Genomic DNA, 26,643 nt, shown 5'->3' with positions numbered 1-26,643 from the left:
TCTCACCGTACCTCCGCCCGTGCACCGGTGGAGCAGATTTCCGCCCCAAAGTAGAACGTGTTCCTATACCGTCGGGTTCGTGCAGAAAGAACAACGCCCCGCCGTGGCTGACTGGTTCACTGCGGACGACGGCACGGTGCGTCTGAAGGGAAGTGGTTGTACTGCCTGCGGCACGCCGTATTTCCCGCGGAACACGTTGGCCTGTCGGAACCCGCAGTGCGCAGGTCCGAAAGACGGCTCCGAGCTCGTCGAGTACCTGTTTTCCACACGTGGCCGGATCTGGTCGTATGCGGACGCCCGGTACAAGCCGCCCCCGCCCTATGTCTCGCCCGATCCGTTCGAGCCGTATGTCGTTGCGGCGGTGGAGCTCGAGGTCGAGCAGATGGTGATTCTCGGGCAGGTGGTGCGCGGCCTCACGGTGGATGACCTGGCCGTCGGCATGCCGGTCGAACTGACCCTCGGTGTGCTGTACGAAGACGAGGAAGCGGAGCACACGGTGTGGATGTGGAGGCCGGTTGATGACTGACACGAATGATCGCGATGTCGCCGTCCTCGGTGCGGGCATGCACCAGTGGGGCAAGTGGGGGCGCAATTTCGTCGCATACGGGCTGGTCGCGGCGCGCGCGGCGCTGGTCGATGCCGGGGTGGACCACCGCGACGTCGGCTATATCGCTGGCGCGGACACGATCCGCAACGGATACCCCGGTTTCATCTCGGGCGCGACGTTCGCCCAGGCGCTGGGCTGGTCGGGTGCGCGGATCTCGAGCAGCTACGCCGCCTGCGCCTCCGGTGCCCAGGCCATCGCCAACGCGCGCGCCCAGATTCTGGCCGGGTTGTGTGACGTGGCGCTGGTGGTCGGCGCGGATGTCACCCCGAAGGGCTTCTTCCAGCCGGTCGGCGGTGAACGCTGCGACGATCCGGACTGGTTGCGTTTCCATCTGCTCGGCGCTACAAACCCCATCTATTTCGCGCTGTATGCCCGCCGGCGGATGGCGCTGCACGGTGCCACGCTCGACGATTTCGCCGCGGTCAAGGTGAAGAACGCCAGGCACGGCCTGAACAACCCGTATGCCCGCTATCGCAAGGAGGTTTCGGTCGAGGAGGTTGCCGCTTCGGCGGTCGTCTCGGACCCGCTGCGGCTGCTGGACATCTGCGCGACCAGTGACGGCGGTGCCGCATTGGTGCTGACATCGATGGAGTACGCGAGTCGCCGCGGCGTCACCGATCCGGTCCGCATCCGGGCGCTGTCGACGGTCACGCCGACATTCCCGAAAACCGTGCTCGATCTGCCGGATTTCGCGACGGACTCCGCCGTGGCCGTCGAGGCTCCGCCGCGCGCGTTCCGTTCCGCCGTCGCGTACGCCGCGTACGAAGAGGCCGGGCTCGGGGCCGCCGACCTGTCCTTCGCGGAAGTTTATGACCTCTCCACCGCGCTGGAGTTGGACTGGTACGAAGACATCGGGCTCTGCGAGACAGGCGGCGCGGAGGCACTATTGCGCAGCGGCGCAACGACATTGGGCGGACGTGTGCCGGTGAACCCCAGTGGTGGTCTGGCCTGTTTCGGTGAGGCGATACCCGCGCAGGCAATCGCGCAGGTCTGCGAGCTCACGTGGCAGTTGCGCGGCCAGGCCGATGGCCGCCAAGTGGACAACGCCCGCGCAGGTATTGCGGTGAATCAAGGCCTCTTCGGTCACGGCTCGGCAATCATCGCCACCCGCTGAACCTGGGGCCCACCCAGGTTCACTCTCCGAAAACCCGGGCCATGTCCGGGTTTTCGTGTATCGACCGCGATGAAGCACTACTGACCCGCCGTTGCGGAGCCCTCGAGGCCGAGGTCGTTGGGGTGGAGTGTGACCCGCAGGTCACACTCCGGCGCCAGCTTCTCTCGGCGAAGCTTGGTCAAATTCGGAGTCGGCGAAGACGTCGAGGCCCGGGTTGCCGCGTCGGAGTTGCTGCAGGTGATTGAGGAGCATGCCCTCGCGCTGTTGAGGCGGCGGGTGTAAATCTGACGCGGGCTGAGGTCGGCGAAGAGGCCGAGATCAGCGACATCGCAGCGGGAAGTGTCCACAGCGTGCGGTCCTCGAGTGGCGTGGGGCAACCCGTCCTAGTCGCCGAAACGCGCGGCGCTCACCGAATCGGCTTCGGGTCAACCCAGACGATATGTCCACGGACCCACCGACACAGCTAGGGGCAGATCCTGGTGACGGCTCCGGTCGCCGTCGGCGCGGCCATCCAGTATTTCACCACGATCAATTCGCCCTTCCCGCGGAAGTGATCTGACCTGGTAAGACGCTGAGCGGGCAGCTGTCAGTGGGTTGTGGCGTGTGCTCGGTGGCGGCGGTGCGGGACGCTGCAGGTCACCGAGGTAACAGTGCGCAGCACGACGATATTCGGTGCGATGTGCCCATCGCAGGCTGTCGCTTCGCGATGAATGAGGCTGATCGTTACAGATGTTCGACGCCGAGAAGCCGGGGAAGGCGCGGAAACTGGTTGGCAGTCGATGGTTACCGTGCATGTCGCGAATGAAATGCCGTTGTCGGCGATGGGCGTCAACGAGCGTGATTGTCCGAATGTGGTGAGGGTGAGATGCGACTAAAATTCCGGTGATGGAGCGACGCAGCGAGGCCGCACGAAGCCGTGGCGGAGGTGATCGCCGGTCGCCGTTTGACCGGTTCGTCGAGCAGGCCGAGCTGCGAGTGAGTCAGGCTCCGTTCTTCTTCGTCTGTGCAGGGATCGTCGTGGCGTGGCTGATCAGCGTGCCATGGTGGACGGACTTCAAGACCTGGCAAGTTGCCATTCACACCGTTGCGAGCGTTTTCACGCTGCTGTTGGTGGTGCTGCTCGAGAACGCCAGCCGCCGCGCAAGCGAGGCCTCGCAAGAGAAACTCAATGTCATCGCCGAGGCGCTGGCCGCGCTGCTGGCGTCATCCGCATTCAACGATCCCGAGCTTCGAACGGCCGCGGATCGGCTGCGGGAAGCTGTTGGACTCGAAGAGCGCCACTGAGATGTGGTTGTACGGGGATTCGTGAGCGGCCAAATCCCGCCGCCCAGTGACCGGGCCCGATAGGCGGGGACTGGATCCGCTCTCACCGGCCACCTACATCTTCGATGTAGCGGCCATGGGAAGGCCGTGTGCGCGCGCACGCGCGAGCCCGGGCCCGCACTCTGTCGCCGGGCGGATTCTGAAGCCTCTCCACGGAATTCGTCGAGCATGCGGAGGAACGATTTCGGTTCGTCGAGTTGAGGGAAGTGACCTGCGCGGGGAATGATCTCGCCACGGCTGTGGGTACGACGCGGCGGAGGTTGTCTGCGTACGAGGCGGGAATCACTCGGTCTCTGCCACCCACACCAGCAGCGACGGAAGCGATTCGAATCTCGAGAAATGCTGCTTGGCGCTGAGCGTCCGGTCGGCCGCCGCCTGCGCGGCTGCGGCTGCGGCCGTAGGGGTTGATGTTGGACCAGAACAACGGCGACATCGCCCGACGCTCGGTGTCGCCAACCCGATCGTGGAACTCGGGATCCTCGAAACCGCTTGTAGCAGCGGGGTATTTATGCGTACCAGCGCCGATTGCAGCAGGTGCCGCGGCAGCATCGACTCCTCGGCGTACTCTCGGTCGGCGCCGGTGAGCTGAGAGTCCTTGGCGTAGAAGACGACTGTGTGGAGTTCCAGTTCTCCACCACCTGCAACCAACTGTTGATCTCGCGCCTGAGATCTTCCGACGCCTGATATTCGCAGCCAAAGATCGTGCGGACCGCCCGGCCCAGTCCCTCGAGGGCGGCGTAGGTGAGTCCGCTGTCGTCCGGCGAGATGCCCGCAAGCTTTCCGCCAGTTGAGTTCACCCCCACTGTTCCGATGACCGTCACCGACCCCGCCACCCGGACCACCCGCGCCCGTCCTCCTCGGCCACCGACGCTGGGGACCGTGCTGCCGTCCATCGCGGTCCGGTCAGTCTCGTTGTCCGTGCATTTGGCAAGTCCCGCCGCTCCAGTCTTCGCTCGGATGGGTAGCGGCACATCATGGGGGCGAAGTGAGTTCCCGGTGGTGCAGTGGCGATTGGCCTCGACGCCGTATTGCATCTCGGACCGGTGCGAGCACGATTGCGGCGCCGGTCACGGCCATCCAGGTCGGGAGTGGGTAGAAGACGAGCCGTTCGGTGATGCCGACCTGCAGGCCGATTGTCAGCAGAACCGTGCCGGTGAGTCCGGTCGATGCGCAGAAGGCCGACCAGATCGCGACGAGGCGGCGTTGTTTCCACAACCAGATCGCCAGCAGGATCAGCACGATATGGCGGGATACGAACGCGGGCATCACGGCCAGACCGTGTACGACGATGCCGTCATTGGATGGGAACACCCCGGTTGCGGCGGTGCTCAGGCCGATGATGACAGCGAGGGCGACGATGGACCACTGGCGCGGGCCGTGGGGAATGTAGTCGCGGAATCCGATGGCTCCCAAGATTGTCAGTAAGCCGAGTGCGACGAACGTCGCGTTCATGACCAGATGCAGCGGTGAGCACGCGCTGGGTGTGCAGGTGGTGATGCCGAGGTCGCTGATCGTGTCGTGGCGGAAGCTGTAGGCCGTTTTCCATGCGGTGGCCGTCACGAGCTCGGCGAGCAGATAGGCGAACACCAGGGTCCACGCGACTCCCGCCGCGATATGTCGAAGATTGCCGCCGACCGAGTCAGGTACCGGCGCGTCGATGATGAGCACCAGGATGCGGATTCGTTGGTGGAGTGGGGTTCGGCTCGTCGTCAGCTGGTATGGGCCGACAATGCGAGGGTTTCGACGGCGAGGTCTCCGTCCTCGGTGAGGGACGCGCCGTAGGTGACGCGTCGTTCGTCCGGGTTGTTGCGCATGTCGGTGTTGTGCACGGTCAGGCAGGGCAGGGCACTGAAATTCACCAGCAGATAACGATTTTCGACCGTGTCGGAGTCATCGGTGAGTGCAACGGTGGAGATCTGCCCGCGCGAGATCCAGTCGCGTGCGGCGGCGGCCACCGCGGGGGATTCGGTCGAGGAAAAGTGCAGGGTGAAGGGCAGGCTGAGAGAGTCCAAGAAGGTCCCCATGGCGGTCCACATCCGATCGTTCGATATTTGTCGTGCTTCGGTGAGCGGCCGACCGGCCCCTTTCCGTCGGACGAACCGCTGTAGTTCGCCAGTGTAGACCTACAGCGTTGACAATTCGTTCCGTGCGGCGTCTACTGAAAAGATCAATAGATCCGAGCGAAGGCTTCGAGGATCGCCATGGTCATCACCATCGGGCCGAGCTGAGCATGCTGCTCGCAGGCTCGAGCAGCGCCCGCCGCGGAGCGAAGGCGCGTCGCCATCTCAACCTGGCCCGCCAGGACCCGACCCAACTCGGCCCGGTCCGCGGCCGGCGATGTGGGGGCCACACACCTTCGACATCCAAGGTGCCTCTGCTCACTCCCGCCATACGGGCAATGCCGCCGCGGCCGATGCATCCCGGTAATGCCGCCGGGCAGGGATCCGAAAAGCCGCCCACGCCCTGCGGAGGCGAGTCCGGGCCAGCTGTTCGGAGTTGGGTCGGCCGGTCCCGGGCCGGTCGACACACCACGGGGCGATCAACGCCGCTACTCGCGCCCATCGGCACTGACCGGGTCCCGGCGCGGCTGGGCGAAGGTCCGGTGGCGTCTGGATTCGTCGACGCGACAACTGATTCAGAGGAAAAACATGATGTGGCGATCCACTATCGGCAATCGGATCGAAACACCCTCGATCCACGGGAAACGAATTCGACGCGGCATTCAGGGAATTCACGCCCCTGGCAGGCCGGAATCCAATGGAGGTGCGTGATGGCCCGCTTATTGCTGTTGCTGGTGCTCGTATGGCTGATCATCGGCGCGGTCGCTGCCGGTCAACGAGGTTACTTCACCGACCGTGACCAGAACTGCGCAAGCTTGGGAACCATCGCGGTGACCATGGTCGCGGGACCGCTGAACTACGCAGGCGTCAACCCCAAGGTGAACAACTGCGAACTGCCCCAACCCAGCCCATAACAAGACGCCACGGTAGATGTCGAGTTCTGCTCGACGGCAGCAACCGAGACCGCGCTGGTCCGAGCAAGCTTCGGCCCACGCATCGTGGCGACCCTCACTCAACTCGATCGACAATGGCCCCGAACCCCCTACGACACTGCGGTGTCCGGGTTGCGGCGGTTGTCGATGTCATCTGGACCTGATCCGAGGCAGCACCGATGAGCAATCAGCCGACCCTGACTTCCCCTGAACGAACACGACGCACGCGCCACGGCGCCGAAAGCTACGACAACGTCGAACCATTGCTCGTCCAGCTCGCGGAACTGGACGCGGCCGATCCTCGTCGAATTGCTGTGCGGGAGGATCTGATCCGACGCTGTCTACCATTGGCCGAGCACATCGCTCGCAAGTTCGCCGGACGCGGCGAGAACTTCGACGATCTGCTGCTGATCGCTCGAATGGGGATGGTCGGCGCGGTCGACCGGTTCGACCCCGATCACGGCGCGCCGTTCCTCGCTTTCGCGATACCGACGATCATGGGCGAGGTGCGTCGACATTTCCGCGACTACACATGGTCGGTGCGAGTACCGCGGCGCCTCAAGGAAATCCAGCAGAAGCTCCCCCCCGCGATCGACACGTTGTCCCAGCGGTTGGGGCGTATGCCCAAAGCCGCGGAGATCGCCGAGGAACTCGATGTCGATCTGGTCGAGGTCACCCAGGCACTGATCGCCCGCAACGGCTACCGGACCTCCTCGATCGACGCCTACACCGGCGGCGACAACGACTACGCGCCGACGTCGCTGCTGGACACTCTCGGCGCCGAGCAATCGGAGTACTGCACCGTCGAGGACTGCCTTGTCGTGAAACCGTTGATTGCCGCGCTGCCCGAGCGGGATCGTCAAGTGCTGATCATGCGGTTCTATGAATACCAGCCGCAAATCCAGATCGCCGAATCTCTCGGCGTCTCGCAGATGCAGGTCTCGCGGATTCTGGCCAGACTGCTGAGCTCGTTGCGCGAACAGGCATTACGCGACTGAACAACCAGCCGGATGGGTGGCGTTCAGGGCCGAGGTGCAATCGGCTGACGTCTTCTCACTGTGTCTCGCGGTCTTTCGGCGGTGTCTCGGGTGTTCGCGAGTCCGGATCGATCCTGTCGGCGCGCTCGAACTCCTGGTTCAGCTCGTCGCGGGAGGTGCCCGCTTCGCTGCGATGCGCGGCCGCTTGTTGTTGCAGGCCCGCCGCCTGGGCCGACTTGACGTCGGCTTCGGCCGCCGCGGCCCTGGCCTTGGCCGCAGTCTCGTCGGCCAGCGCTTCACGCCGCCCAACCTTGTGTGCCTGTTGGGCTGCCCTGTCGCGGATGTCGTGAGCTTCGGCGCGGCGGCGTTCCTTACGTTTGTTCACCGCCACCCAGGTCAACGCGGCGGCGATCAGAACTGCCACGACCGCGACAACAACGATCACGATGATAGTGCTGGTAGCCATTTCGGCTCCTCACCTCGAAGGTGGTTCATGGATTGGCTCGCGATCACGGTCACCGGAACGATCCCCGGCGAGTGCGCCGGAGGTGGCGCCGCCATTGTCGGGGCAGTTCTGCTGGTGCCGTGCGACAACCCTGCACGGTGCGGCGTCAGTAGTAGTGGCGTCGCCCGCCGACGGCGCGGCCCATCGACCCCAATGCCAGTAGCACCAGGCCGATGATGAGGACCACGATCCCGATGGTCCAGAGGATTTGGATTTTGAGTAGGAATCCGGCGATCAGGAGGACGATTCCGAGGATGATCATGGTAGCTACCTGGTTTCGGTGCTGGAACTGGGTGACGGGTGTGTGATGCAGGCCCGCAAGGGGCCCTCTCGACGGATGTGCGGGATCAGTGTTTGAAGGCATCCTTCATCTTTGCTCCGGCCTGCTTGGTGTTGCCGGTGGCCTGATCGACGCGGCCCTCGGTCCGTGGGCGAGTGTTTCCGGTGACTCGGCCGAGCAGTTTCTTGGCCGTGCCCTTGGCAGCTTCGGCCTTGTGCGCGATCTTCTTACCAATGCTCATCGTGTGGTCCTTTCGTGAGTGATCGAGGGGCGAACATGCAAAAGCCAGGCCACTATTCGGGATGCTGATGTCGGTCGGCGCGGTCGCTTGGGGCTCGGAAACGCCGTTTCGCGACAGGACCCGAACATCATGACGTCGTTGGTCGACGGGTGGGCGATGACCGCGTTGCTGAGTCCGCCTACCACCGCGAGAAGAACAGTTAATCCGATAACAACAACCATGACGATCAGCCCGGAACTCCACGTTCTAGACCTCCAGTAGACGCCTCTCGATTGGCGATGTCACGTGAATCCACGGAGGTCAGGTGCTGAACCGGCCGGACGCAACTCTGTGTCCCCATCCGGCGTCGGGCATTCATGATGCCGGGTGAGGCCGGCGGCGAAAAGTCGGCGGCGCAGGTGGGAATTACGTCAGATCCGTCAGAAACTGCGCCAGCGCATCGCTGGCCTCGCGCGGTAGCAGGCCGATGGTCCACTGGGCTATACACTGTAGTTAAAAGATGTAGACCTACGCTGTTGACACCACGTGGCCGGAGCTGTGTACTTGAAGAACCAACAGATCCGAGGCTCGACATGATCGTCATCATCGCCCTGATCATCGGCATAGTCATCGGCGCCGTCGGAATGGCCGTGCTCAGCCAACTATCGCCAGATGTCCAGCGCCCCGCCCTCGGCAGCGCCGCACGACGCCTTCTCGGCCGATCGGGTCCTGAAGACACCGCGCTCAGTCGCGACATCAACGAACACGCCGGCGGCTCGCGGCATATCCGCACCAACCCGAGTTGGCGGGACCGACTCGAGTAACCAGACGACCCCTCGGCTTCGCCGTCGGCCCGACGCCCGCCCAATGTCGACATCGGGATATCGCAGGGTCCGGAGTATGTGTCGAATGGTGCTCCGGATCCCGAAATCTGCATCAGCAGTATGGCATTCGACTAAATGGAGATAAGAAAATGAGAGATACATACGCAAACGACACCAGGAGAATGCGCGGAGGTCGCCGTTCGAGAATGGCCAGCGTCCTCATAGTTCTGGTGTTCGTGTGGCTGTACTCGGCGCGATCGCTGCTGGGCAACGGCACTACTTCGGGAGCGTACCGGAGAACTGTGCGAGTACCGGAACTATCGCGGCAACTGTCGTCGCCGGGCCGCTCAACTATCTCGGCATGAACCCGAAAGTCGATAACTGCCACGTCGATGTGCCGCAACCTAGTCCGTGATCGCCGTATGGTCGGCAGCCGCCCGTTCCATACTTATTCCATGTTCGCCCGGCGCTCTGAAACGCTTGATAGTTGGTGCTTTGGCTCGATCTGACCGCGCGCGCAGAGCAACCTCGAGCAGGCCGACGTCAAGGTCAAGGATGCCTTTGAACACTAGATCCCGGCGCCCGCGTCGATTGCGCCGTGCGCGGCACCACCCGCGTGAAGGAAGGCACCATGGCTGATATCAACCGTTCCAAGGCGTCCTCCACCGATTCGTCGTCGGCGTCTTATGACAACTCGTCGTCCACCGCAGGCCGGGTTGCCCAGAACAGCGTCTTCGAGCGATTCGCCCGCGCAGGCTTCGTCGTCAGCGGCATTGTCCACCTGATCATCGGCTACATCGCCATCCGAATCGCCCTCGGCGGCGCAGGCGGCACCGCCGACCAATCCGGCGCCATGACCGAACTGGCCGCCCAGCCGGGCGGCATCGTCGCCCTGTGGGTTGGTGTCGTCGCGTTCGGGCTGATGGCGCTGTGGCGGCTCGCAGAAGCGGCACTGGGCAGCTCGTCCAAACCTGACGCCGACAGCAAGACATCCGAAGCGATCAATCGCGTCAAGGCGTTCTCCCTGGCGGTGGTCTATTTCGCATTCGCCTTCTCCGCGTTCGGATTCGCCCGCGGCCGCGGCAAATCCAGCAGCGACGAGACGGCTGGACTGACTGCACGTCTGATGCAAACCACCGCAGGCACGATCGCCCTCGTCGCGGGCGGGCTGATCATCATCGCGATCGGCGGCTACCACATCTACAAAGGAGCCAGACAGAACTTCCTCGACGACCTCGAGGGCGCCACCAGCGATCTGGTGCGACGGCTGGGCATCATCGGATACATCGCGAAAGGACTGGCCATCACCGCAATCGGGTTGCTGGTGATCCTCGCCGCGACCCAATCCGAGCCGAACAAGGCTGCCGGACTCGACGGCGCCTTCAAAACCCTCGGAGCGCAACCTTACGGCGTAGCACTGCTTGTTGTGGCAGGCCTGGGCATCGTCACCTACGGCCTCTACAGCTTCGCCATGGCCCGATACGCCAGGATGTAGCACTCACCGTTTCACCCTGCGAGCGCGTGTGATCCCTACATCTCTGCGTGCGCAGCTTGATGGAACTGCCACGCGTCGGCGATGATGTCGACCCCGCCGCGGAGCTGCTACGTTGCCTGGACGACGAACGCGCACACCTCGACCGGGTGGTGATCGTCGACGCGATCGACGAATCGGCGGCGCCGGTCGGCGTTCCGGCGATCGGTCGGTCCGGTGACTCCCGGCGCTGACTGCATGTGCTTGCCGACACGGTTCGCGTGCTGTCGCCATTCGTGCCACACCACATCTTCGGAATAGTTCGTAGCGATGACCGCGGCCCGACGGTCCGCATCGGACTCATAGAAGACTTCGAGCAAGTTGCTTCGCATGAGCTCGGCGGGGGAGCTTGTCATGACGAGTCACCCACCCACCCACCGACCGCATCGACCTCTACGACGACGACACCTACGTGCTACCCGCCATCGCCCGCAACGTCGCCCGCTTCGACCGGAGCCTGTGATGCGGTTTCGACTGCTCGGCCGAACCGGACTGCGTGTATCCGAGTTATTCCGCCGCCGTCGTCAGCTTCCGGACATCATCGCGGCGATGTCGCGGCGCGAGCCGACGCCGAGTTTGGCGAGGATGTTGGAGACGTGGGACTGAATAGTCCTGCGGGACAGGAACATCTGGGCGGCGATATCGGAGTTGGAGAAGCCTTCGGCCACTAGGGCGGCTACCTTGCGTTCGGTGTCGGTCAGGGCAGCGCGGCCGGTTTTGGGACGGTTGCGCGGGCCGCGCACGCCGCGGCGAATTCCGTATGGGCGCATGCGCGCGACCGCGCGGGCGGTATCCCAGGATGCGCCCAGGCCGGTGTAGAGCTCGACCGCGGCATCAAGGGCGCTGCGGGCCTCCGAACCACGCCCATCCGCGGCGAACAATACGGCCGCATTCTCGTGTGCCTGCGCCTCATAAAGCGGTCGTCCCGCCTGTCGGAAGTCGGCGGCGGCCGTGCGCAGGACACCGGGGTCGCGCTCGGCGATGCCGCGACACAGCAGGGCGGTGCCGGTGCGAGCGGCCGTCGGCTGGCGTCGAGCCTGCTCTGCGGAGGCCGCCACCACCGAACGCACCGCGTCGTCGTCACCGACATCGGCGGCGAGGCGGGCGATATCAGGGAAGATGTAATACAGCGTGGGCGCGGTCAAACCGTCGGCGAGGCGCTGGTGGGCGTCGACGAGCAGATCCAGTGCGCCGCGCGGATCGCCGCGGGTCACGAGAATCAGGGCCTTGACCCACGGATAGAACTGGCCGTAACCACTGCTGCCCAGTTGGTCGTTCGGTGCGGGGATGCTGTCTGGATCCGGCAGGAAGGTGCCGCGGTGGACGCCGATCAGCGCGGACAGGCTGTGCAGGATCGGGGTGTATCCGAAGGCGTCGGGCACCGACTGGCCCGAAATGCATTCGACGATCGCATCGTCCCAGCGTCCGTCCAAGACATACAGCCGCGCCTTGGCGACCAGACACGCGCCCAGATAGACACCATGGATCCGGCGACTGTGCCCGATCGCCTTGTGCAGCACCGCTTCCGCGTCGGCGAGCCGATCGAGCTCGATCAAGCAGTGTGCGTAGAGCACATAGGGATCGAACTGGTCGGAACCGAATCCGTTCTCGAAGACGGCCAGGATTCGACTGCTCAGTTCCAGTGCCTCGTCGAGATAGCCGTGGGTGTAGCGCACCGCCCCAACGGTCAATAGTCCGTATCCGCTCGCGAGTGGATTCTCGGTGGCATCCCCGATCGCCAGCGCCTGCGCACCCGCCGCCTCCGCCGCGTCGAACCGACCGAGGAAGAAATTGTTCAACCCGCTCATCCCGTGGAATCGGCCCGCTTCTTCGACTGCGAGATTCGGTGTGCCCAGGGCTTTTTCGGCAACGGCAACCACCTCGCGTAGATCGCCGCGCGCATGGCACGCCTGCATCAGCAGCCACCGGAGCTCGATATCATCGTTCGGTCGGTTCAGCAGCGCCGTGCGCACCAGGGCTTCGGCCTCGGCCGCGCGGCCGTTCCAGAGCAGCGCTTGGGCGTGCAGCCGCACCAGTATCGGACGTATGCCGAGGTCCGCGGTACCCGCCGCGCGCGCCAACAGCTGCACCGCGAGCTCGGGTGCGCGCACGATCAACTTGTCGGCCACCGTGACCAGCCAGTCGAGAGTGGGTTTGTCGAGCTCATCCTCCCCGGCCAACAGGTAGTACGCGATCCGCTCGATGGGGGCATCTGTGGGCAGCAGGATCTGTCCAGCCCGGCGCAGCAACCCCGCACGCAACGAATCGGGCAGCTGATCGGCGAGCACCTGCCGGATCAGATCGTGCCGGAAGACCACTTCGGAGTCGGCACGGGTGAGTAGTCCACCGTCCGTCGCCTCGGTGACGACATTCCAGATTTCCAGAATCGGACTGTCCAGCACCGCGGCCAGCTCCGCGACGTACACCGTCGGCCCCAGTGCGGCGGCCATCAAAAGCACTTGCCGAGCCGACCGTGACAGGAATTCCAGCCGCTGCGCAATCGCCCCCGCCAGTGTCGCGGAGGGACGTTCATCCTCGCCCAGTTCGGTCGGATCGGCGGTATCCGCGACCACCGTGATCGCCTCGTCGCGCAACAGCGAGGACACCAATTCCGTGATGTAGAGCGGATTTCCGCCCGCCCCTAGCACCTGACGCATCAGGCCCGGCCCCGGAATCGCACCGACCATCTGCCTGACCAGTTCCGCCGCGGCCGATTCGGACAGCGCACCGAGCCGAAGCATCGGCGCACGACGTTCCACGAGTTCGGCCACCAACGCGGCGAATCCGGTGTCTCTCGGCAGCGGGCGCGCCGCGAGCATCAGCAGCAGCGGCAGCTCGTTCACCACGCCGCTGAGGCGGTGCAACACCGCCAGACTCTGCCAATCCGCCCAATGCACATCGTCGATGACCAACGCGACCGGACCGGCGGCACACCAGGTATCAACCAGATCGAGGATCGCCTCGGTAATCGCGAACTCGTGCGTCGCCGCACCGTCGCCGACCCGATCCCCGCCACGCAGCAGCGCACGGACCGGATCGGATCCGCGATTGCTGCCCAGCCAGGAGCACACGGCCGCGAACGGCACCTGCCGCTGCAATTCCTTCGCGGCTCCTCGGCGCACACTCAAACCATCGGCCGCGTGCCGGGCGACGGCCGCGTCGAGTAGCGCGGTCTTGCCGATACCGGGCTCCCCCTCGACGAGCACCACCGCCCCTTCCCCCGCGGCGGCGCGCCGACCTAACGACGCCACCCGCTCGACCTCGGCATCGCGACCGACGAAAACAGAGGTGAGGGAGTCCTGCACGAAGGGGATCCTATGCGCCCACACGACGTCATGCACAACGCACAACGCCCGGTCAACACGATATCCGACCCGACAGATGCGGATATTCCGGCCCGCTATGACGGATGTTCCCGCCGCGCGGCTGCCATAGGGTCTCCGATGACGGCGGCTCGCCACCCGGAACCGACCCGGGTGCAGCGCATCCGCTATGCCGCCGAGCAGAGGAGAACCGTTGCAGTCCGAGACATCCACCCGGCACCCCACACTGGCGGTGGTGCGCGCAATCACCCGCATCGGTGGTCGGATCGCGCGGGAAGCGATCACCCGTCCACTGGTCAATCGTGTGGCCGATGTGCCGGTGACCGGTCGAGAATTGACCACCGATTGGCTGACCGCGGTGTTGTGCTACGAGCATCCGGGTGCGGTGGTCGAGGCGTTCGACATCGGGGCTAAGAGCAGCGGCACCTCGACCAGGTGGAAATTGGCCGTCACCTACAACGAGATCGGTCAGGTCGCGGGCCTACCGGAAAACCTCTTTGCGAAGACGACCGCGGACTTCAAACAGCGGCTCACCCTCGACCTGGCCGGAATACTGCACGGTGAACCCGGCTTCTTCAAACACCTACGCCCCAACCTCGATATCGAGGCCCCGCGTGGCTATCACAGCGCGGTCGACAGCCGGTCGGGGCGCTCCATCTCACTGCTCGAGGACATCGTCAGCACCAAGGGCGCCAGCTTCTGCACGCCGGGCACCCCGATCGGACGCGCGCAGATCGAGGATCTGCTGCGCACCATGGCAACCTGGCACGCCCGATACTGGGACGACGACGGGCTCCCGCTGCACCGGTGGCTCAAGCCGCCGCGGGCGCATTTCGCCAATCTCGACCGGTTGATCGGCATGTCCAAACGGGCGCGGGTCGGGGCCCGCCGCGCAGCCTCGGTCCTGCCCGAAGTACTTCCCGCCCAACATGATCGGCTGTACCACGCGCTGGAACGCTCGCTCGAGATCGCCAGCACCGGACCACAGACCTTCCTGCACGGCGACAGTCATATCGGCAATACCTACGTCACCGCGGCAGGCCGGATGGGTTTCACCGATTGGCAGGTCGTGCTGCGCGGCAGCTGGGCCTACGACTTCGCCTATGTGGTCGGCTCCGGCCTGGCGGTGGCCGACCGCCGAGCTTGGGAACGCGACCTGCTCACCGTCTACCTCGAACGACTCACGGCCTGCGGCGCTCCGGCACCCGACTACGACACGGCCTGGCTGGCCTACCGCCAGCAGGCGTTGTATCCGTACTTCATCTGGCTGTCGACCATCGGCCACAGCGCCATTCAGCCGAAGTATCAGCCCGATGAGGTCTGTCTCGGCATCATCGAGCGCACCGCGACGGCCGTACTCGACCTCGATGCCGCCGGAGCCGTCGAGGCGGCCGGATGAGCCCGTCCGGAGGTGGCTGATGCGCATTGTCGGTAATAGATGCCGCAGCTTCGAATACACCGTCACCACCGCAAGTCCGGCCGCCGTCGATCTCGAATCGGTGGCTATCCGGGGTGCCCAACTCGTTCTCCGACTGTCTACTATGCACTCCACGTCGAGCAACCGGCGGGGGACAGATAAACCGGTGCGCTCCGGAAGCCGGGGGGATTCAGCCAGAGATCCCTCGGTATCGAATCTGATGATCGTGTTGCATGAAAAGTGTTGATTACTAACAGCATTCGACAGTAGTGTTGCGCTTTCGCCGGTTTCAGCATGTCTTCCGGACGTAGCCGGGATCACGCGGAGTGGAGACATCGACGTCCCTGAGCACGATGCTCAGCCTGCTTGCGTAGCCTTCGCACGCCGCCGACAGGCCTGGTTCGGTGTATTCGATATCGATGACGTGGTTGTCGTATGCCGTCGCGTAGTCACCACACTCCGCAGTGTCATCGCATTCTTCGGACACCGCGAAATCCAGTCCGGCAGCGGTCCTTTTGTCCACGAGTTCGGCGCCGTTCTTCTGGCCGATGGCCAGGCCGCGGTCGTGCGAGTGCTTGGCGAGCATGGTGATGAAGGTGACGGCCTGGTCGGTGGTCAGCAGTTCCTTCGATCGGCTGTAGCTGTCATAGTTCGACCTCGACGGCATTGAAACGCTTGTTCGCGCATTCGTCGATCCACTGGTTGACTTTGTCCGCGATACGGGTGCGCTTGTCGGCTGTGCGGATATCCAGCAGTGCCTCCTTCCACCTCGTGTCGTAGACGACCTTGCCGTCCTTGTCGCGCAGCAATAGGTCCGCCGGCCACTCGTTCTCCCGACCCGGCTGGACCTGAACGCCGTTCACGTAGCAGATGTTGTACAACCCATCGGCCCGCTCGGCGCTGTGATCGCGACTGACGACCGTGACTCCGGCCGGCGGATCGTAAGGATTGGTGATCTAGTAGTCGAACCCGGCATGTATAGGAGGCAGGGTTATCGCCGGTGCAGCGCTCGCGGTACCGGCCTGCTGCGCAACGATGCTGGTGGCCGCGGCGACGAGCGCTAGTGCGGTCGCCAGGCGGCGATGAATGCGTGCGGTGGAAGTGGTGATCACAAGACTCTTTTCGTTCCTTTGACGGCTTCGGCCCGAAGGGCCGCACCGGCCACTGCCCCACGACGCACCGTGCCGGAAACCCTTCAGGCACAGGCAGATACAACCATCACCGGCCAGCTCCGTCAAAGTCCCCGAGATCGGCGGCACTCGACCGCTATGCGGGTGACTTTGTAGCCGGAGTGGGAGCAGGACCAGGAAACGACGGTGTCACCAACGTCATGACCCGCAACAGCTAGCTGTTGCGGGTCGTGACAACAGCCTCTGACGGTCGCGGCTGTTGTTGCGCGAAAAGGTTTCTCGGGAGGCCTGCGCCGATGGCAGAAGCTCGCGGCTGACCTCGGTAAATACCTACGCTGGTTCCGACATTACTGACGAAGACCATGACCTCAACGCTGTCGTGCGGCAAGCTGACGACATGCCCGCTCTTCGCCCCGAGTGAGTTCCTCAGACGCCTGTATTGGTCGGCCAGTGCTCCATGGCGTCGACCCGCAGGAGCCTAGTCGATGCGGCCTTGGCAGACGTCAACTGCTCCCTGCGCCGGCTGTTCCTGGAGGAGCCGGTGCCGCGCGCACCCAAGAGCCGCTGCCGGACCTGTGTGCATCGGGCAAGGCTACCTTCGCGCGGTGTTTCAATCAATGATTGAAATAATGATTGAGACGTGATTCGCTGGGCGCATGGCACAGAAGGTTTCGGTGGGCACGCGTGCTCGCCTGCTGGCCGCCGCCGAGCGGTTGTTGCTGACCGAGCGCTACGACGAGGTGTCGGTGCGTGCGATCTGCGCGGAGGCGGGCGCGAATCCGGCCGCGGTGCATTACCACTTCGGCTCGAAGGATGAACTCGTCGCGTCGCTGCTCGAGGACCGTCTCGGGCCGCTGTGGGCCGAGCGACTGTCGGCGGTGACGGCCACGCGAGTCTCGGTGGCGGAGGTGGTGGACGCGGTGCTCGGACCATTCGTCGCACTGGCCGATGATCCGTTGGGGCGCTTGCATTTACGTCTGCTGGCCCAGTTCGTGCTCGGGCGGCATACGACGTTATGGCGGCAGCCTTGGTTCCGGATGGATGCCTGGGTCGGGCTGTTGCCAGAGGTGGGGGAGCAGGAGAGTCGTCGCCGCTGGGCGCTGGCCTTCGACCTGATCATTATGCGGTTCGGGGGCGCGGGAACCGAGGGGCGGGAAATGTCGGAGGCAGCGGTGGCCGCGCTGCGTGACTTCGTGGTGGCCGGATTGACTGCACCGTCGGGAGAGCAGGAATGACAGAGGTATTCACACCGGCTCAATTGGGGCCTGTCACATTGCGCAACAAAGTGATCAAGGCCGCAACCTTCGAGGGCTGCACCCCCGAGGCATTGGTGACCGACGAGCTGATCGCCTTCCACCGTGAGGTGGCCGCTGGCGGGGTCGGGATGACCACGGTCGCCTACTGCGCCGTCGCGCCGGGCGGCCGCACCGACCGGCATCAGATCTGGATGCGCCCGGAGGCCGTGCCTGGTCTGCGCAAGCTTACCGACGCCGTGCACGCCGAAGGCGCGGCGGCCAGTGCGCAGATCGGGCATGCAGGCCCGGTGGCCAACGCGGCCTCCAACCAATTGCCCGCCCTCGCGCCGAGTCGCATGTTCAGCCCGCTCGGTATGCGCCCGATGAAGGTGCCCGGCGAGAGCGAGATCCGCGAACTGATCGCCGCGCACGCGAATGCCGCACGATTGGCCGAAAAGTCCGGATTCGACGCGATCGAAATCCACTTCGGCCACAACTATTTGACGAGTTCGTTCCTGAGCCCACTCCTCAACCGGCGCACCGACCGCTACGGCGGTTCCGCTGAGAACAGAGCACGTCTGGCGCGCGAGATAGCTTGTGCAGTCCGGGAAGCGGTGGGGGACCGGCTCGCGGTGACTGCCAAACTGAATATGGAAGACGGTGTGCGCGGCGGACTCACCGTGCCGGATTCGCTGCGGGCGGCGTCCTGGTTGCAGGACGACGGAGCCCTGGACGCGCTGGAACTGACCGCGGGCAGTTCGCTGTTGAACCCGATGCTGCTGTTCCACGGCGACGCGCCCCGCCGCGAGTTCGCAAAAGTTCTTCCACCCCCAGCACGTTGGGGTTTCCGCCTGGCGGGTCGCTCCTTCTTGAAGGAGTACCCGTATCGGGAGGCGTACCTCCTGGAACGGGCCCGCCAGTTCCGCCGCGAACTGTCCATGCCGTTGATCCTGTTGGGCGGCATCACGAATCTCGACACCATGAATCGCGCCATGGCCGAGGGCTTCGAATTCGTGGCCATGGGCCGGGCCCTGTTGCGTGAACCGAACCTGTTGCGGCGCATCCAATCCGACGCCACCACCCGATCCGCTTGCATCCACTGCAATGAATGCATGCCCACCATCTACACCGGAACCAGATGCCTCTACCGGCTGAACAAACCCGTCGTCGAGTCGTCCTCCGCACAACTGGAGGTGCGGGCATAAGCGAGTGAGTAGCGGGCAAGTCGCCCTTGTCAGCGGCGGAGCACGAGGTATGGGCGCGGCGCGTGCACGAGCCCTGGTCGAGCACGGGGCCACGTGTGAGATAACCGGTGGTTGCCGACCGGTAATGGCGGTGCCCGTCCGCCGTCACGGTGGCACTTAAGCTGCGGCTCATGCCTCTTAATCGTATGAGCGTCCTCGGACTCGTCAGCTCGGCCTTCGCCGCGGCGGCCATCGGATCGGCCCCGATTGCGCTCGCGCATCCCGCGCGTCCGGTCGCGGTCAAGGCGGCGGCCTGCGGAACAGCGCTTTCCTCGGCTGAACTGGACACCATCGTTCGGTCGTCCGATACCGCAACGTTGGCCGGAGATTCGCTACAGCGGTTGGAGAACGCTGTGTGGCGCCATCGTGAGATCACCCGGATCCTGGTTGCGCACGGAGATCGGCGTGGCGTGTTCTCGCTGGGGCTGGATGCAGTAGAGGAGTCCGCGGTTATGCCGCTGCAGCGCGATCCGAGTGCGTTCCTCGACCGGGACTACGCGCATGCGATCAGCCTCGAACTGCTGAGCCGCTATCTCGACAACGTGCATGCCGCCTTCGGTGGCGGGGTCGTCGAACCGCAGTGGGCGAATTACTTCGAGATGGCGCAACGCTGCGATGTCTCCGCGGCGCGACTTGCCATGGCGGGCTACAACGCTCACCTCGCCGTCGATCTGTCGTATTCGGTGGCTGCGGTATGCAGTGCGCCGCGAAACGCCCGCGACTACTTCAAGATCGTCGATGCCATCGCCACTGCGGGACACGTGATCGTGGATCGCACCGAGCAGGTCTACCACGGTGACCTCGGTCCGCTGTGGCGGTTCTACTTCGTCGGCGAAGGCATGGACCTGCTGTTGGGTCGCGGCGTGGCGACCGGCCCGCTGCTACGGCTGGCGGACCTCGGTGCCAATGTGGTGATTTTCGGTAACGGTCTGGCATTGCGGGATTCGGCGCTGCACGATCCGACGACCACGGAAATCCATTTGCTGACCGACACCGCCGAAGTCGCCTTCGATGTCCTCGTGCAGCTTCGCGGTCTATGACCCTGGTATGGCGCATCTTGTTGCGGACACGGCTCGCCAACCCAAGTGCCCACCCCCGGAGAATGAGTCCGGCCCACACTTGGTTTTCGCGTGAAAACCCCTGAGTTCCACCGAACTCCGGCAAGTTGGACGCGGGCATACAACCGATTCGGTTTCGTCGACGGCGATTTTGATGTCCAGGCGAGCTTCTGGGCCGAGGGGCCGGCCCGACAATGAACGTGCCAAGAATGTGCCAAGCGTTGGCGGACTTGAACACCGCCTACCGCAACTTCTTTCAGTCCGTTACCAGGAAGCGGAAGGGCGCGAGGATCGGGCCGCCGAGGTTCCGGTCGCGCCGCGACAATCGTCAGTCGATTCGGTTCACTCGCAACGCCCGCTTCTCTGTGACCGAGGGTGGCAAGCTGCGGTTGCCCAAGATCGGGGATGTGAGGGTGGCGTGGTGGCGGGAGTTGCCGTGCGAGCCGTCGAGCGTGACGGTGATCAAGGACAGTGCGGGAGTGCCGTTCGGCGCTGGTAGGGATCCCCGGCCTTTAGACCGGGGGAGGATGTCCATCATCGATCTGGCTGATCTTCCGAAATGAGGCGGTCTGCGGCTATGACAGGACACTTCGGCCGGGCGCGAGGTGCGATCGCCGGATGGCAGCCCGTTGAAACGGTCGGATTGTCGTGTGGTGTTAGGCCCGATCACAGGCGGCCGTGGCGTCCCGCGCGAATCCGTCCAGGTCCGCCACTGGCTGCGGTTCTCGGGCCAGCCATGCCGGTGTGCACGCTGTCGACAGCAGGTCGCGGCACAGGCTGCACGGAATGTTCGGACCGGCGCCTACTCGTGCGGAGCTTCGCGTGCGGACATCGGCAGGTGCTGGGCGCACACCGCTTCGACGAATTCGCCGATGGTCTGTTCGGGCAGCCGCCGCGCCAGGTCGGCCTCGGTGATGATGCCGACGAGCTTGCCGTGTTCAGTCACCGGGAGTCGCCGGATCTGATGCTGTTCCATGAGGGCCAGCGCGTCGTCGATATCGGCGCCGACGTCCACGGTGTGCAAATGATCATCTCCTTGGGCCAATTCGCCCGCGGTCGTCGACTTCGGATTCTCTCCGATACCGACGACCTTGATGATGATGTCGCGGTCGGTCACGATACCGACCGGGTGGCCTTCGCCGTCGCAGATCGGCAGCGCGCCGACGTCCAGTTGGCGCATGCGCCGCGCTGCGGTGTCCATGGTGTCCCGTACCCCGATGCATGCCACATCAGGATGCATGATTGTCTGCGCTGTGGTCATGATAAATCTCCATGTCGTGGTCGTTCGCTGGCACGATTATCATTCGTCGAGTCGCACCGTGCGCCCAGAGGCGAAGGTCCTCCCAGAGCAGGAATCTTCTCCGTTGACAGGGCCGCAGGGACACCACGACTTCGGTCGTTGATATGGCCACTTGGGTCCTGGTCGAGGCGGTCGGTCGGGCGCAGTCTCGTGAAGAACACGTCAAACCTCAGCGAGGAGATCGACGACGATGCAATGCGAGCCGGGCCGGATGTTGCACATGATGATGATGCTTTTGCGCCAGTGGGGGCTCCTGCCGACGATGACGATGTGACAGGGCTGGACCGAGATGCATGGCGGACCCCGAGACAGGATCACGAGGCCGGTGAGGAGATCTGTGGCTGCGGTGGTGATCGTGACCCAACGGTTGCGGGCGGCGATCGATTACCAGGGCAGTCGATCGGACATTCGCGCCGTCAGCGCGCAGACACAGCTGCCCTTGGCGCCGGTAGCGGGTTCGGAATCGTTCTACGTGGATCTGGCACTGCAGCACAGCTGAGCGATCGGGCGAAGGCACGAATAGGGTCGTAGGTCCCTCAGGCGGTGGAGAACGAGGACGCCGCAGTCCCGGCCTCGATCACTGTCCGATGGCCCGTGATCCGGTGACCTTCGGCCGTCACCGTCGCTGAACGATCGCGCAATGCTGAACACAGACCAGCGAGCCGCGAGCCAAAGGGAGCAATCGTGACCGGGTTTCTGTGTAGAAGCGCGATCGCCACTGTCGGCGCACGGGGATCGGCGCAGCTGTGGTCACCACGCTGGCGAAGGATCACATCGGTGTCGTCATCGCTGATCTGCTCGAACACGACGAAGCCGCGCCGGCCGAATCGCTCGGCGCGAAGACGATGTTCCGCCAGCTCGACGTGATCAAGACGAATCCTGTTGGCACCGAACAAATGTGAAAGAAGAGAGCGATGTCGCACTCGTACCCCGACCAGGACACTATGCGGGCGGCGCTGGCGCTGGCCGTACGTGCACCATCGGTGCACAACACCCAGCCGTGGCGGTGGCGGGTCGGTGACACCACCGTGCATCTGTATACCGATGACACCCGGCAACTGCCGCACGCCGACCCCGATGGCCGCGATCTGCTGCTGAGCTGTGGCGCGGCACTACATCATCTGCAGGTAGCCGCGCTCGGACTGGGCTGGGACACCGAAGTGCACCGGCTGCCGAATCCGACCGATCCGCAGCATCTGGCGGCCGTCGAATTCCATCCGGCGACCCCGACCCCCGAGGCGGAACGACTGGCGCGGGCCATCGGGCAGCGCCACACGGACCGGCGCCGGTTCACCTCCTGGGAGGTCCCGTCGACCTATGTCGATGCTGTGGTGGCGGCCAGCGCCGCGACAGGTGTGGTCGTCCGTGACATCGACTCCGCTCGAGACCGCGCGACTCTACTGCGATTCTTCGAACGGGCTGCACTCGAACACGCCGCCGACTCGTCCTATGGTGCCGAGCTTGCACGCTGGAGCGGACGCCATGCCGCGGCGGAGGGTGTTCCGGCTCGCAACGCGGTGGTCGCCGACGATCCGACGACGCGTGTGTTCGCGAGTCCCACGCTGCCGGAGGCCGTGATCCACGACATCGACGACACGGCCCGGATGTTGTTGCTGTGCACCAGCTCTGACGATCGGCTGTCCCGGCTGCGCGCCGGTGAGGCCACCAGTGCCGTCCTGTTGACCGCGACGACGCGGGGGCTGGCGACATGCCCTCTGACCGAACCGCTCGAGCTGCCCGATATCCGGGCCGGCATCCGCAGCGATATCCTGGCCGACTTCGGGTACCCCCAGGTTATTGTCCGTATGGGTTGGGCGGCAACAAGCGCAGACGAGGTTCCGGCGACGCCGCGGCGCCCGCTGGATGATGTCGTCCAGCCACTGTGATTCCGGTTAGGGGATGACCTTGGTCTCTGCTGTCGGTTCGCGTCGCACCGGATGCTCGAAACATCGAATCGAACACGGTGCGCGCTGCGGTGACGGTAAGACGGCAGTACCCCGACTGCGTTCTGGTGCTGCCGCGGTCGACAGGACCTGTGCAGGTCTAGCACTGCTGGTCGGAATCTGGGTCGGTGTGCCGGTGCTGGTCTGGTGCAGGGCCGACTGCTGCGCACCAGTTGTCACACCGGTCGGGACAGGGAATGGCGACAGATCAATCGTTCGATCGGAAATGGGTTCCGATGATTCAGCGAGGAGGACACCGTGGCCGAGCGCATTGCGCCACCGTCGGAGCCGATCGTGGTCGCCGTCGACGGTTCGGCGACCGCAGGTCACGCGGCGGTGTGGGCAGCGGTGGATGCCGGGCTGCACCGCTGCCAACTGCTAATCGTCACCTCCGTATCCATCCCGAAGGAATACGGTCCTGGGGTGGTGCTGACCGATGCCGATACGGAGTGGCTGCGCGAAGACGCAGAACGCGTCCTGACCGAGGCGACAGGGGTTGCGCGGGCAGCCTGCGGCGAGGCACTGGACATCAAAACCAAGCTGATCTTCGATCCGATCATCCCGTACCTGATCGACCGATCGCGCCGAGCCCGGATGGTCGTCGTCGGCAGCCGTGGGCGGGGTGCGATCCGGCGCGGGCTCCTCGGCTCGGTGAGCACGGCCGTCGCCCGGCACTCGCAGTGTCCTGTCGCCGTGGTGCATTCGACGTCGGCGACCGATGTGCTGTCGTCGGTCAAACCGGTGCTGGTCGGGGTCGACGGCACCACGAACAGCATGCCTGCACTCGAACTCGCCTTCGAAGAGGCCTCGCGGCGCAAGGTTTCGCTGATGGCCCTGCACGCGTGGAGTGACCAGACGAGCAGGCTCGATATTGCCGTTTCCAGCTGGGATGCCATCCGCGAGTCCGAGGACGCGGTACTGGCCGAAAGCCTCGCCGGGTTTGCGGAGCGCTACCCGGATGTGTCGATGACACGGGTTCTTTTGCGTGACAGGCCCGTTCGCTGTCTGTTCGACGAGTCGGAGCGTGCGCAGCTGGTGGTCGTGGGCAGTCACGGGCGCGGCGGATTCGCCGGGATGCTGCTCGGCTCCACGAGCAACGCGCTGTTGCACTCGGTGCAGTGCCCGATCATCGTGGTACGTCAGCGCTGAATCACGCTCGACAAGGCCGGACTTCGCTCCCGCCCGCGATACTCAGCGCGGGCACCGGCGACGGATGATCCGGACGTGGTAGAGGACATCGCGCTGGGCCGAGGATCCGCCGCGCAGAGGGGCGGCCGCTGCCCTCGTCGAGTGCCGTCGGGCCGGCATCCGGGTCGCCATGATCGCCGGTGACCACCCGGAGGCCGCCCGGGAGATGGCCTGGGCGGTCTCGGTGCGTCCGTTCTCGCCGGTGATGAACTGCCCAGTGCACCAGCGGAATTGGGTGAGTTGCTGGACCGCGACGCTGTCGTGGTCGCCCGGGTGACACCGGAGGACAAACTCCGCATTGCCCAAGCCCTGCAGGCGCGCGGACACGTAGTCGCGATGACCGGCGACGGCGTCAACGACGCACCCGCACTGCGCGAAGCGGACATAGGTGCCGCCATGGGCAAGTCCGGCACCGATGTGGCGCGCGAAGTGTCGGACCTGGTGTTGCTTGACGACGATTTCGGCACCATCGTGGCCGCCGTCGAGCAGGGAGAGCGACGTTCGCCAACATACGCAGGTTCCTCACCTACTATCTCACCGACAACGTCGCCGAACTGGCCCCGTTCGTCGTTTGGGCATTGTCCGGGGGGACATTTCCACTCGCCATCGGCGTGCTGCAGGTGCTCGCTCTCGATATCGGCACCGATGTGCTGCCCGCGCTTGCGCTCGGCGCCGAACCGCCGGCACCGCATGTGCTCAACCGGCCACCGGCGCGCGGCCATCTGCTCGACCGGAAGCTGTTCACGCGGGCGTTCGGCGTCCTCGGCCCAGCCGAAGCCGCGATCAGCCTGACCGTGTTCGTCGTCTCGTTCCTGGCCGCCGGCTGGCGCCCGGGCGAGTCGTTCCCCACCGGGCCTGCGCTGGCAGCAGCCTCCGGCGCCACATTCACCGCAATCGTATTCGGCCAGGTGGCAAACGCTTTCGCCTGCCGCAGCACCGTCCGGCCGGCATGGCGGATGTCGCTACGCACCAACCGGCTGCTGCTGTGGGCGGTCATCGCCGAACTCGGCATGCTCGCCGGATTTCTCTATATCCCACCGTTCGCCCACCTGCTCGACCAGGCAGGCCCGACCGGAACCGGCGCGCTCGCAGCGTTGTCCGCCGTACCCGCCGTCCTATTGGCCGATACCCTCCAGGAGCACTTCTCACGAGCAGCCGGTGCTCGCATCGGTTCTCCGGCACCGTGATTCGAGATCAGGAGAGTCCATCTATACGGCCGAAATGCATTGAGGCTATGGGGATGTCGAATCCAGCGAGGAATTCGTTATCCCAGTCCAGCTGCCGTCGGTGGCGATATTCGGTTCCGAGCCGTGTGGCACCGCTGACAATCGCGCCGATACACGCTGGAGCGCGGTCGGTCGGCCACGAACCCGGCCGAGGCGGCCGACAGTATTGGCCGCGATCACGTCACGACGATCGTGGTGACTGCGAGGTATATCAGGATCGAGAGCAGGTCCTGGACGACGGTTGCCAATGGTCCCGCGCCGAATGCCGGGTCGATCTTCAGTTTCGACATCGTCCAAGGCAGGCCCATCGCTACGACCGCCGCGATCGAGCAGGCGGCCAGCAATGAGACCGCGACGGCCAGCGCCACGTCCTGTTCACCCCAGAACGTCAGGGTGAGCGGATACGACACGAGGGCGATCAGCAGTCCGATCAGCAGGCCGGTCACGGATTCGCGGTAGACGATGCGGCGGATGCCGACACCGACCGCCAGGCCGCGGATCACCAGCGCCTCGGTCTGCGTGCCGACCGCGTCCGCGAGATAGACCACGCCGGGGATGAAGAAGGCGATCAGGACTTCGCGCTCCAGCACGGCGTGGAAGGAGTCCACGATACCCGCGGCGAGCATCGCGCCGATGAGACCGACCAGCAGCCATGGCAAGCGGTGCCACAGGCGGCGGGAGATCGGTTCCACCGTCGCTGTCCGGGCACCGGCAGTGGATTTCAGATAGCCGGATAGCCGGGCGACGTCCTCGTCGTGCTCCTGCAGGAGCACCGACAGCAGCCGATGCGGCGGAATGAGCCCGAGCCATCGGCCATCGGTATCGACCACCGCAAGTCCTGGTTCGTCATGCCGCAATGCCTCCCACACTGCCGCCTCTTGGTCCTGGTGTCCTGCGACCGTCGGCGGATCGGTATCCATCACTTCACCGATCGCCGCACCCGTGGGTGCGGCGAGCAGATTCTCGATCGTGATCAGCCCGGCAAGCCGGCGGCCGTCACACACCGCGACCACGGCCGCGCTGGCGAATCGGCAGCCGCGGATACGGGCCAGGACATCGTCGACTCTTTCCCCAGGATTGGCGATCGGCACGTCACGGGTGGCATGGGCCGCCGCCGTTTCGAGCATCTCGGCGCTGCGCACAGTCGGTTCCACGGGCGCACGCTAGCCCGGCAAACCGGGATACGCCAGTACTGGGAGCGTGGTT

At 64.8% G+C, this 26,643-nt stretch carries 28 protein-coding genes and 2 pseudogenes; 16 read left to right on the top strand and 14 right to left on the bottom strand.

The window, feature by feature from the left end; all coding sequences use genetic code 11:
• The first annotated feature begins 103 nt into the window (after positions 1-103).
• From OHA42_RS25925 to OHA42_RS25915, 3 genes are all read left to right on the top strand, one after another.
• Positions 104-526 (top strand): Zn-ribbon domain-containing OB-fold protein, encoded by a 423-nt coding sequence (locus OHA42_RS25925; RefSeq protein WP_406239603.1) that lies wholly within the window; start codon positions 104-106, stop codon positions 524-526.
• Positions 519-1,721, top strand: coding sequence for a lipid-transfer protein (locus OHA42_RS25920; protein ID WP_406230443.1), 1,203 nt, complete (start codon positions 519-521; stop codon positions 1,719-1,721). Before OHA42_RS25925 ends, OHA42_RS25920 begins: the two co-directional genes overlap by 8 nt.
• A gap of 885 nt (positions 1,722-2,606) precedes the next feature.
• Positions 2,607-3,005, top strand: coding sequence for a low affinity iron permease family protein (locus tag OHA42_RS25915; protein ID WP_406230442.1), 399 nt, complete (start codon positions 2,607-2,609; stop codon positions 3,003-3,005).
• A 167-nt stretch (positions 3,006-3,172) separates the two neighbouring features.
• On the opposite strand, the pseudogene OHA42_RS25910 reads toward OHA42_RS25915, so the two are convergent.
• The 4 genes and pseudogenes from OHA42_RS25910 to OHA42_RS25895 all read right to left on the bottom strand — a co-directional run.
• Positions 3,173-3,404: pseudogene (locus tag OHA42_RS25910) on the bottom strand (alpha/beta fold hydrolase); the annotation flags it as partial.
• Positions 3,405-3,550: 146 nt separating this feature from the next.
• Entirely contained in the window at positions 3,551-3,937 is a 387-nt protein-coding gene (locus tag OHA42_RS25905) for a Tn3 family transposase (RefSeq protein WP_406230441.1), read from the bottom strand.
• Between the two features lie 79 nt (positions 3,938-4,016).
• A complete protein-coding gene (locus OHA42_RS25900) occupies positions 4,017-4,712 on the bottom strand; it encodes a DUF998 domain-containing protein (RefSeq protein ID WP_406230440.1) in 696 nt (231 codons plus the stop codon).
• A 41-nt stretch (positions 4,713-4,753) separates the two neighbouring features.
• A complete protein-coding gene (locus OHA42_RS25895) occupies positions 4,754-5,068 on the bottom strand; it encodes a hypothetical protein (RefSeq protein ID WP_406230439.1) in 315 nt (104 codons plus the stop codon).
• Between the two features lie 746 nt (positions 5,069-5,814).
• Between OHA42_RS25895 and OHA42_RS25890 the strand changes: the two genes are divergently transcribed.
• Positions 5,815-6,018: a hypothetical protein gene (locus tag OHA42_RS25890; RefSeq protein ID WP_406230438.1), complete on the top strand. Its 204-nt coding sequence runs from the start codon at positions 5,815-5,817 to the stop codon at positions 6,016-6,018.
• A 197-nt stretch (positions 6,019-6,215) separates the two neighbouring features.
• Positions 6,216-7,034 carry an RNA polymerase sigma factor SigF gene (locus tag OHA42_RS25885; RefSeq protein WP_406230437.1) on the top strand — a complete coding sequence of 273 codons (819 nt, stop codon included), beginning with the start codon at positions 6,216-6,218 and terminating at the stop codon, positions 7,032-7,034.
• A 55-nt stretch (positions 7,035-7,089) separates the two neighbouring features.
• Here the strand turns inward: OHA42_RS25885 and OHA42_RS25880 are convergent, their stop codons facing one another.
• The 3 genes from OHA42_RS25880 to OHA42_RS25870 all read right to left on the bottom strand — a co-directional run bounded on the left by OHA42_RS25880 (position 7,090) and on the right by OHA42_RS25870 (position 8,039).
• Entirely contained in the window at positions 7,090-7,479 is a 390-nt protein-coding gene (locus tag OHA42_RS25880; protein ID WP_406230436.1) for a hypothetical protein, read from the bottom strand.
• A 145-nt stretch (positions 7,480-7,624) separates the two neighbouring features.
• Positions 7,625-7,780, bottom strand: coding sequence for a DUF6131 family protein (locus tag OHA42_RS25875; protein ID WP_406230435.1), 156 nt, complete (start codon positions 7,778-7,780; stop codon positions 7,625-7,627).
• A gap of 85 nt (positions 7,781-7,865) precedes the next feature.
• On the bottom strand, positions 7,866-8,039 hold the full coding sequence (locus OHA42_RS25870; RefSeq protein WP_406230434.1) for a CsbD family protein: 174 nt from the start codon (positions 8,037-8,039) through the stop codon (positions 7,866-7,868).
• Positions 8,040-8,611: 572 nt separating this feature from the next.
• Between OHA42_RS25870 and OHA42_RS25865 the strand changes: the two genes are divergently transcribed.
• The 3 genes from OHA42_RS25865 (at position 8,612) to OHA42_RS25855 (ending at position 10,567) form a co-directional block, all read left to right on the top strand.
• Positions 8,612-8,842, top strand: a complete 231-nt coding sequence (locus tag OHA42_RS25865) for a hypothetical protein (RefSeq protein WP_406230433.1) — start codon at positions 8,612-8,614, stop codon at positions 8,840-8,842.
• A gap of 631 nt (positions 8,843-9,473) precedes the next feature.
• On the top strand, positions 9,474-10,337 hold the full coding sequence (locus tag OHA42_RS25860) for a DUF1206 domain-containing protein (RefSeq protein ID WP_406230432.1): 864 nt from the start codon (positions 9,474-9,476) through the stop codon (positions 10,335-10,337).
• Positions 10,338-10,384: 47 nt separating this feature from the next.
• Positions 10,385-10,567, top strand: a complete 183-nt coding sequence (locus OHA42_RS25855; protein ID WP_406230431.1) for a hypothetical protein — start codon at positions 10,385-10,387, stop codon at positions 10,565-10,567.
• Positions 10,568-10,897: 330 nt separating this feature from the next.
• Here OHA42_RS25855 and OHA42_RS25850 read toward each other — a convergent pair whose 3' ends face one another.
• Positions 10,898-13,678, bottom strand: coding sequence for an AAA family ATPase (locus OHA42_RS25850; protein ID WP_406230430.1), 2,781 nt, complete (start codon positions 13,676-13,678; stop codon positions 10,898-10,900).
• Positions 13,679-13,889: 211 nt separating this feature from the next.
• On the opposite strand from OHA42_RS25850, the gene OHA42_RS25845 reads away from it, so the two are divergent.
• On the top strand, positions 13,890-15,095 hold the full coding sequence (locus OHA42_RS25845; RefSeq protein WP_406230429.1) for a phosphotransferase: 1,206 nt from the start codon (positions 13,890-13,892) through the stop codon (positions 15,093-15,095).
• A gap of 307 nt (positions 15,096-15,402) precedes the next feature.
• On the opposite strand, the gene OHA42_RS25840 is transcribed toward OHA42_RS25845, so the two are convergent.
• The 3 genes from OHA42_RS25840 to OHA42_RS25830 are packed head-to-tail and all read right to left on the bottom strand — an operon-like array spanning position 15,403 to position 16,225.
• Positions 15,403-15,780, bottom strand: a complete 378-nt coding sequence (locus OHA42_RS25840) for an endo alpha-1,4 polygalactosaminidase (RefSeq protein WP_406230428.1) — start codon at positions 15,778-15,780, stop codon at positions 15,403-15,405.
• Positions 15,758-16,069, bottom strand: a complete 312-nt coding sequence (locus tag OHA42_RS25835; protein ID WP_406239602.1) for an endo alpha-1,4 polygalactosaminidase — start codon at positions 16,067-16,069, stop codon at positions 15,758-15,760. Before OHA42_RS25835 ends, OHA42_RS25840 begins: the two co-directional genes overlap by 23 nt.
• Positions 16,070-16,225, bottom strand: a complete 156-nt coding sequence (locus OHA42_RS25830; protein ID WP_406230427.1) for a hypothetical protein — start codon at positions 16,223-16,225, stop codon at positions 16,070-16,072.
• A gap of 674 nt (positions 16,226-16,899) precedes the next feature.
• On the opposite strand from OHA42_RS25830, the gene OHA42_RS25825 reads away from it, so the two are divergent.
• From OHA42_RS25825 to OHA42_RS25815, 3 genes are all read left to right on the top strand, one after another.
• Positions 16,900-17,478, top strand: coding sequence for a TetR family transcriptional regulator (locus OHA42_RS25825; protein ID WP_406230426.1), 579 nt, complete (start codon positions 16,900-16,902; stop codon positions 17,476-17,478).
• Positions 17,475-18,683 (top strand): NADH:flavin oxidoreductase, encoded by a 1,209-nt coding sequence (locus OHA42_RS25820; protein ID WP_406230425.1) that lies wholly within the window; start codon positions 17,475-17,477, stop codon positions 18,681-18,683. The genes OHA42_RS25825 and OHA42_RS25820 overlap by 4 nt, the downstream gene beginning before the upstream one ends.
• Positions 18,684-18,853: 170 nt before the next feature.
• Positions 18,854-19,762 carry a DUF5995 family protein gene (locus OHA42_RS25815; protein WP_406230424.1) on the top strand — a complete coding sequence of 303 codons (909 nt, stop codon included), beginning with the start codon at positions 18,854-18,856 and terminating at the stop codon, positions 19,760-19,762.
• 820 nt (positions 19,763-20,582) lie between these two features.
• Here the strand turns inward: OHA42_RS25815 and OHA42_RS25810 are convergent.
• On the bottom strand, positions 20,583-21,041 hold the full coding sequence (locus OHA42_RS25810) for a CBS domain-containing protein (protein ID WP_328401675.1): 459 nt from the start codon (positions 21,039-21,041) through the stop codon (positions 20,583-20,585).
• A 364-nt stretch (positions 21,042-21,405) separates the two neighbouring features.
• Between OHA42_RS25810 and OHA42_RS25805 the strand changes: the two genes are divergently transcribed.
• Positions 21,406-21,579, top strand: a complete 174-nt coding sequence (locus OHA42_RS25805; protein ID WP_406230423.1) for a hypothetical protein — start codon at positions 21,406-21,408, stop codon at positions 21,577-21,579.
• Positions 21,580-21,616: 37 nt separating this feature from the next.
• Here OHA42_RS25805 and OHA42_RS25800 read toward each other — a convergent pair whose 3' ends face one another.
• Positions 21,617-21,976 (bottom strand): hypothetical protein, encoded by a 360-nt coding sequence (locus OHA42_RS25800; RefSeq protein WP_406230422.1) that lies wholly within the window; start codon positions 21,974-21,976, stop codon positions 21,617-21,619.
• 18 nt (positions 21,977-21,994) lie between these two features.
• Here OHA42_RS25800 and OHA42_RS25795 point away from each other — a divergent pair, with 18 nt between their 5' ends.
• From OHA42_RS25795 to OHA42_RS25785, 3 genes and pseudogenes are all read left to right on the top strand, one after another.
• On the top strand, positions 21,995-22,966 hold the full coding sequence (locus tag OHA42_RS25795; protein WP_406230421.1) for an Acg family FMN-binding oxidoreductase: 972 nt from the start codon (positions 21,995-21,997) through the stop codon (positions 22,964-22,966).
• Positions 22,967-23,281: 315 nt separating this feature from the next.
• On the top strand, positions 23,282-24,172 hold the full coding sequence (locus OHA42_RS25790; RefSeq protein WP_406230420.1) for a universal stress protein: 891 nt from the start codon (positions 23,282-23,284) through the stop codon (positions 24,170-24,172).
• Positions 24,173-24,272: 100 nt separating this feature from the next.
• Positions 24,273-25,398 (top strand): annotated as a pseudogene (locus tag OHA42_RS25785) (HAD-IC family P-type ATPase); the annotation flags it as partial.
• Between the two features lie 215 nt (positions 25,399-25,613).
• Here the strand turns inward: OHA42_RS25785 and OHA42_RS25780 are convergent.
• On the bottom strand, positions 25,614-26,564 hold the full coding sequence (locus OHA42_RS25780; RefSeq protein ID WP_406239600.1) for a magnesium transporter: 951 nt from the start codon (positions 26,562-26,564) through the stop codon (positions 25,614-25,616).
• Positions 26,565-26,643 lie beyond the last annotated feature (79 nt).

The sequence above is a fragment of the Nocardia sp. NBC_01009 genome, assembly GCF_045208035.1.
In the GTDB taxonomy this organism is placed as follows: Bacteria; Actinomycetota; Actinomycetes; order Mycobacteriales; family Mycobacteriaceae; genus Nocardia.
Note: the sequence above shows the minus strand (reverse complement) of the source record. Positions and strands in the feature narration are given on the sequence as shown.

Bases quoted from the DNA above. Each gene is read 5' to 3' on its own strand.
- OHA42_RS25880 (WP_406230436.1), bottom strand. From the start codon at position 7,479: ATGGCTACCAGCACTATCATCGTGATCGTTGTTGTCGCGGTCGTGGCA.
- OHA42_RS25860 (WP_406230432.1), top strand. From the start codon at position 9,474: ATGGCTGATATCAACCGTTCCAAGGCGTCCTCCACCGATTCGTCGTCG.
- OHA42_RS25920 (WP_406230443.1), top strand. From the start codon at position 519: ATGACTGACACGAATGATCGCGATGTCGCCGTCCTCGGTGCGGGCATG.
- OHA42_RS25870 (WP_406230434.1), bottom strand. From the start codon at position 8,039: ATGAGCATTGGTAAGAAGATCGCGCACAAGGCCGAAGCTGCCAAGGGC.
- OHA42_RS25865 (WP_406230433.1), top strand. From the start codon at position 8,612: ATGATCGTCATCATCGCCCTGATCATCGGCATAGTCATCGGCGCCGTC.
- OHA42_RS25780 (WP_406239600.1), bottom strand. From the start codon at position 26,564: ATGCTCGAAACGGCGGCGGCCCATGCCACCCGTGACGTGCCGATCGCC.
- OHA42_RS25905 (WP_406230441.1), bottom strand. From the start codon at position 3,937: ATGGACGGCAGCACGGTCCCCAGCGTCGGTGGCCGAGGAGGACGGGCG.
- OHA42_RS25895 (WP_406230439.1), bottom strand. From the start codon at position 5,068: ATGGGGACCTTCTTGGACTCTCTCAGCCTGCCCTTCACCCTGCACTTT.
- OHA42_RS25915 (WP_406230442.1), top strand. From the start codon at position 2,607: ATGGAGCGACGCAGCGAGGCCGCACGAAGCCGTGGCGGAGGTGATCGC.
- OHA42_RS25825 (WP_406230426.1), top strand. From the start codon at position 16,900: ATGGCACAGAAGGTTTCGGTGGGCACGCGTGCTCGCCTGCTGGCCGCC.
- OHA42_RS25840 (WP_406230428.1), bottom strand. From the start codon at position 15,780: ATGCCGTCGAGGTCGAACTATGACAGCTACAGCCGATCGAAGGAACTG.
- OHA42_RS25890 (WP_406230438.1), top strand. From the start codon at position 5,815: ATGGCCCGCTTATTGCTGTTGCTGGTGCTCGTATGGCTGATCATCGGC.
- OHA42_RS25820 (WP_406230425.1), top strand. From the start codon at position 17,475: ATGACAGAGGTATTCACACCGGCTCAATTGGGGCCTGTCACATTGCGC.
- OHA42_RS25810 (WP_328401675.1), bottom strand. From the start codon at position 21,041: ATGACCACAGCGCAGACAATCATGCATCCTGATGTGGCATGCATCGGG.
- OHA42_RS25815 (WP_406230424.1), top strand. From the start codon at position 18,854: ATGCCTCTTAATCGTATGAGCGTCCTCGGACTCGTCAGCTCGGCCTTC.
- OHA42_RS25875 (WP_406230435.1), bottom strand. From the start codon at position 7,780: ATGATCATCCTCGGAATCGTCCTCCTGATCGCCGGATTCCTACTCAAA.
- OHA42_RS25885 (WP_406230437.1), top strand. From the start codon at position 6,216: ATGAGCAATCAGCCGACCCTGACTTCCCCTGAACGAACACGACGCACG.
- OHA42_RS25795 (WP_406230421.1), top strand. From the start codon at position 21,995: ATGTCGCACTCGTACCCCGACCAGGACACTATGCGGGCGGCGCTGGCG.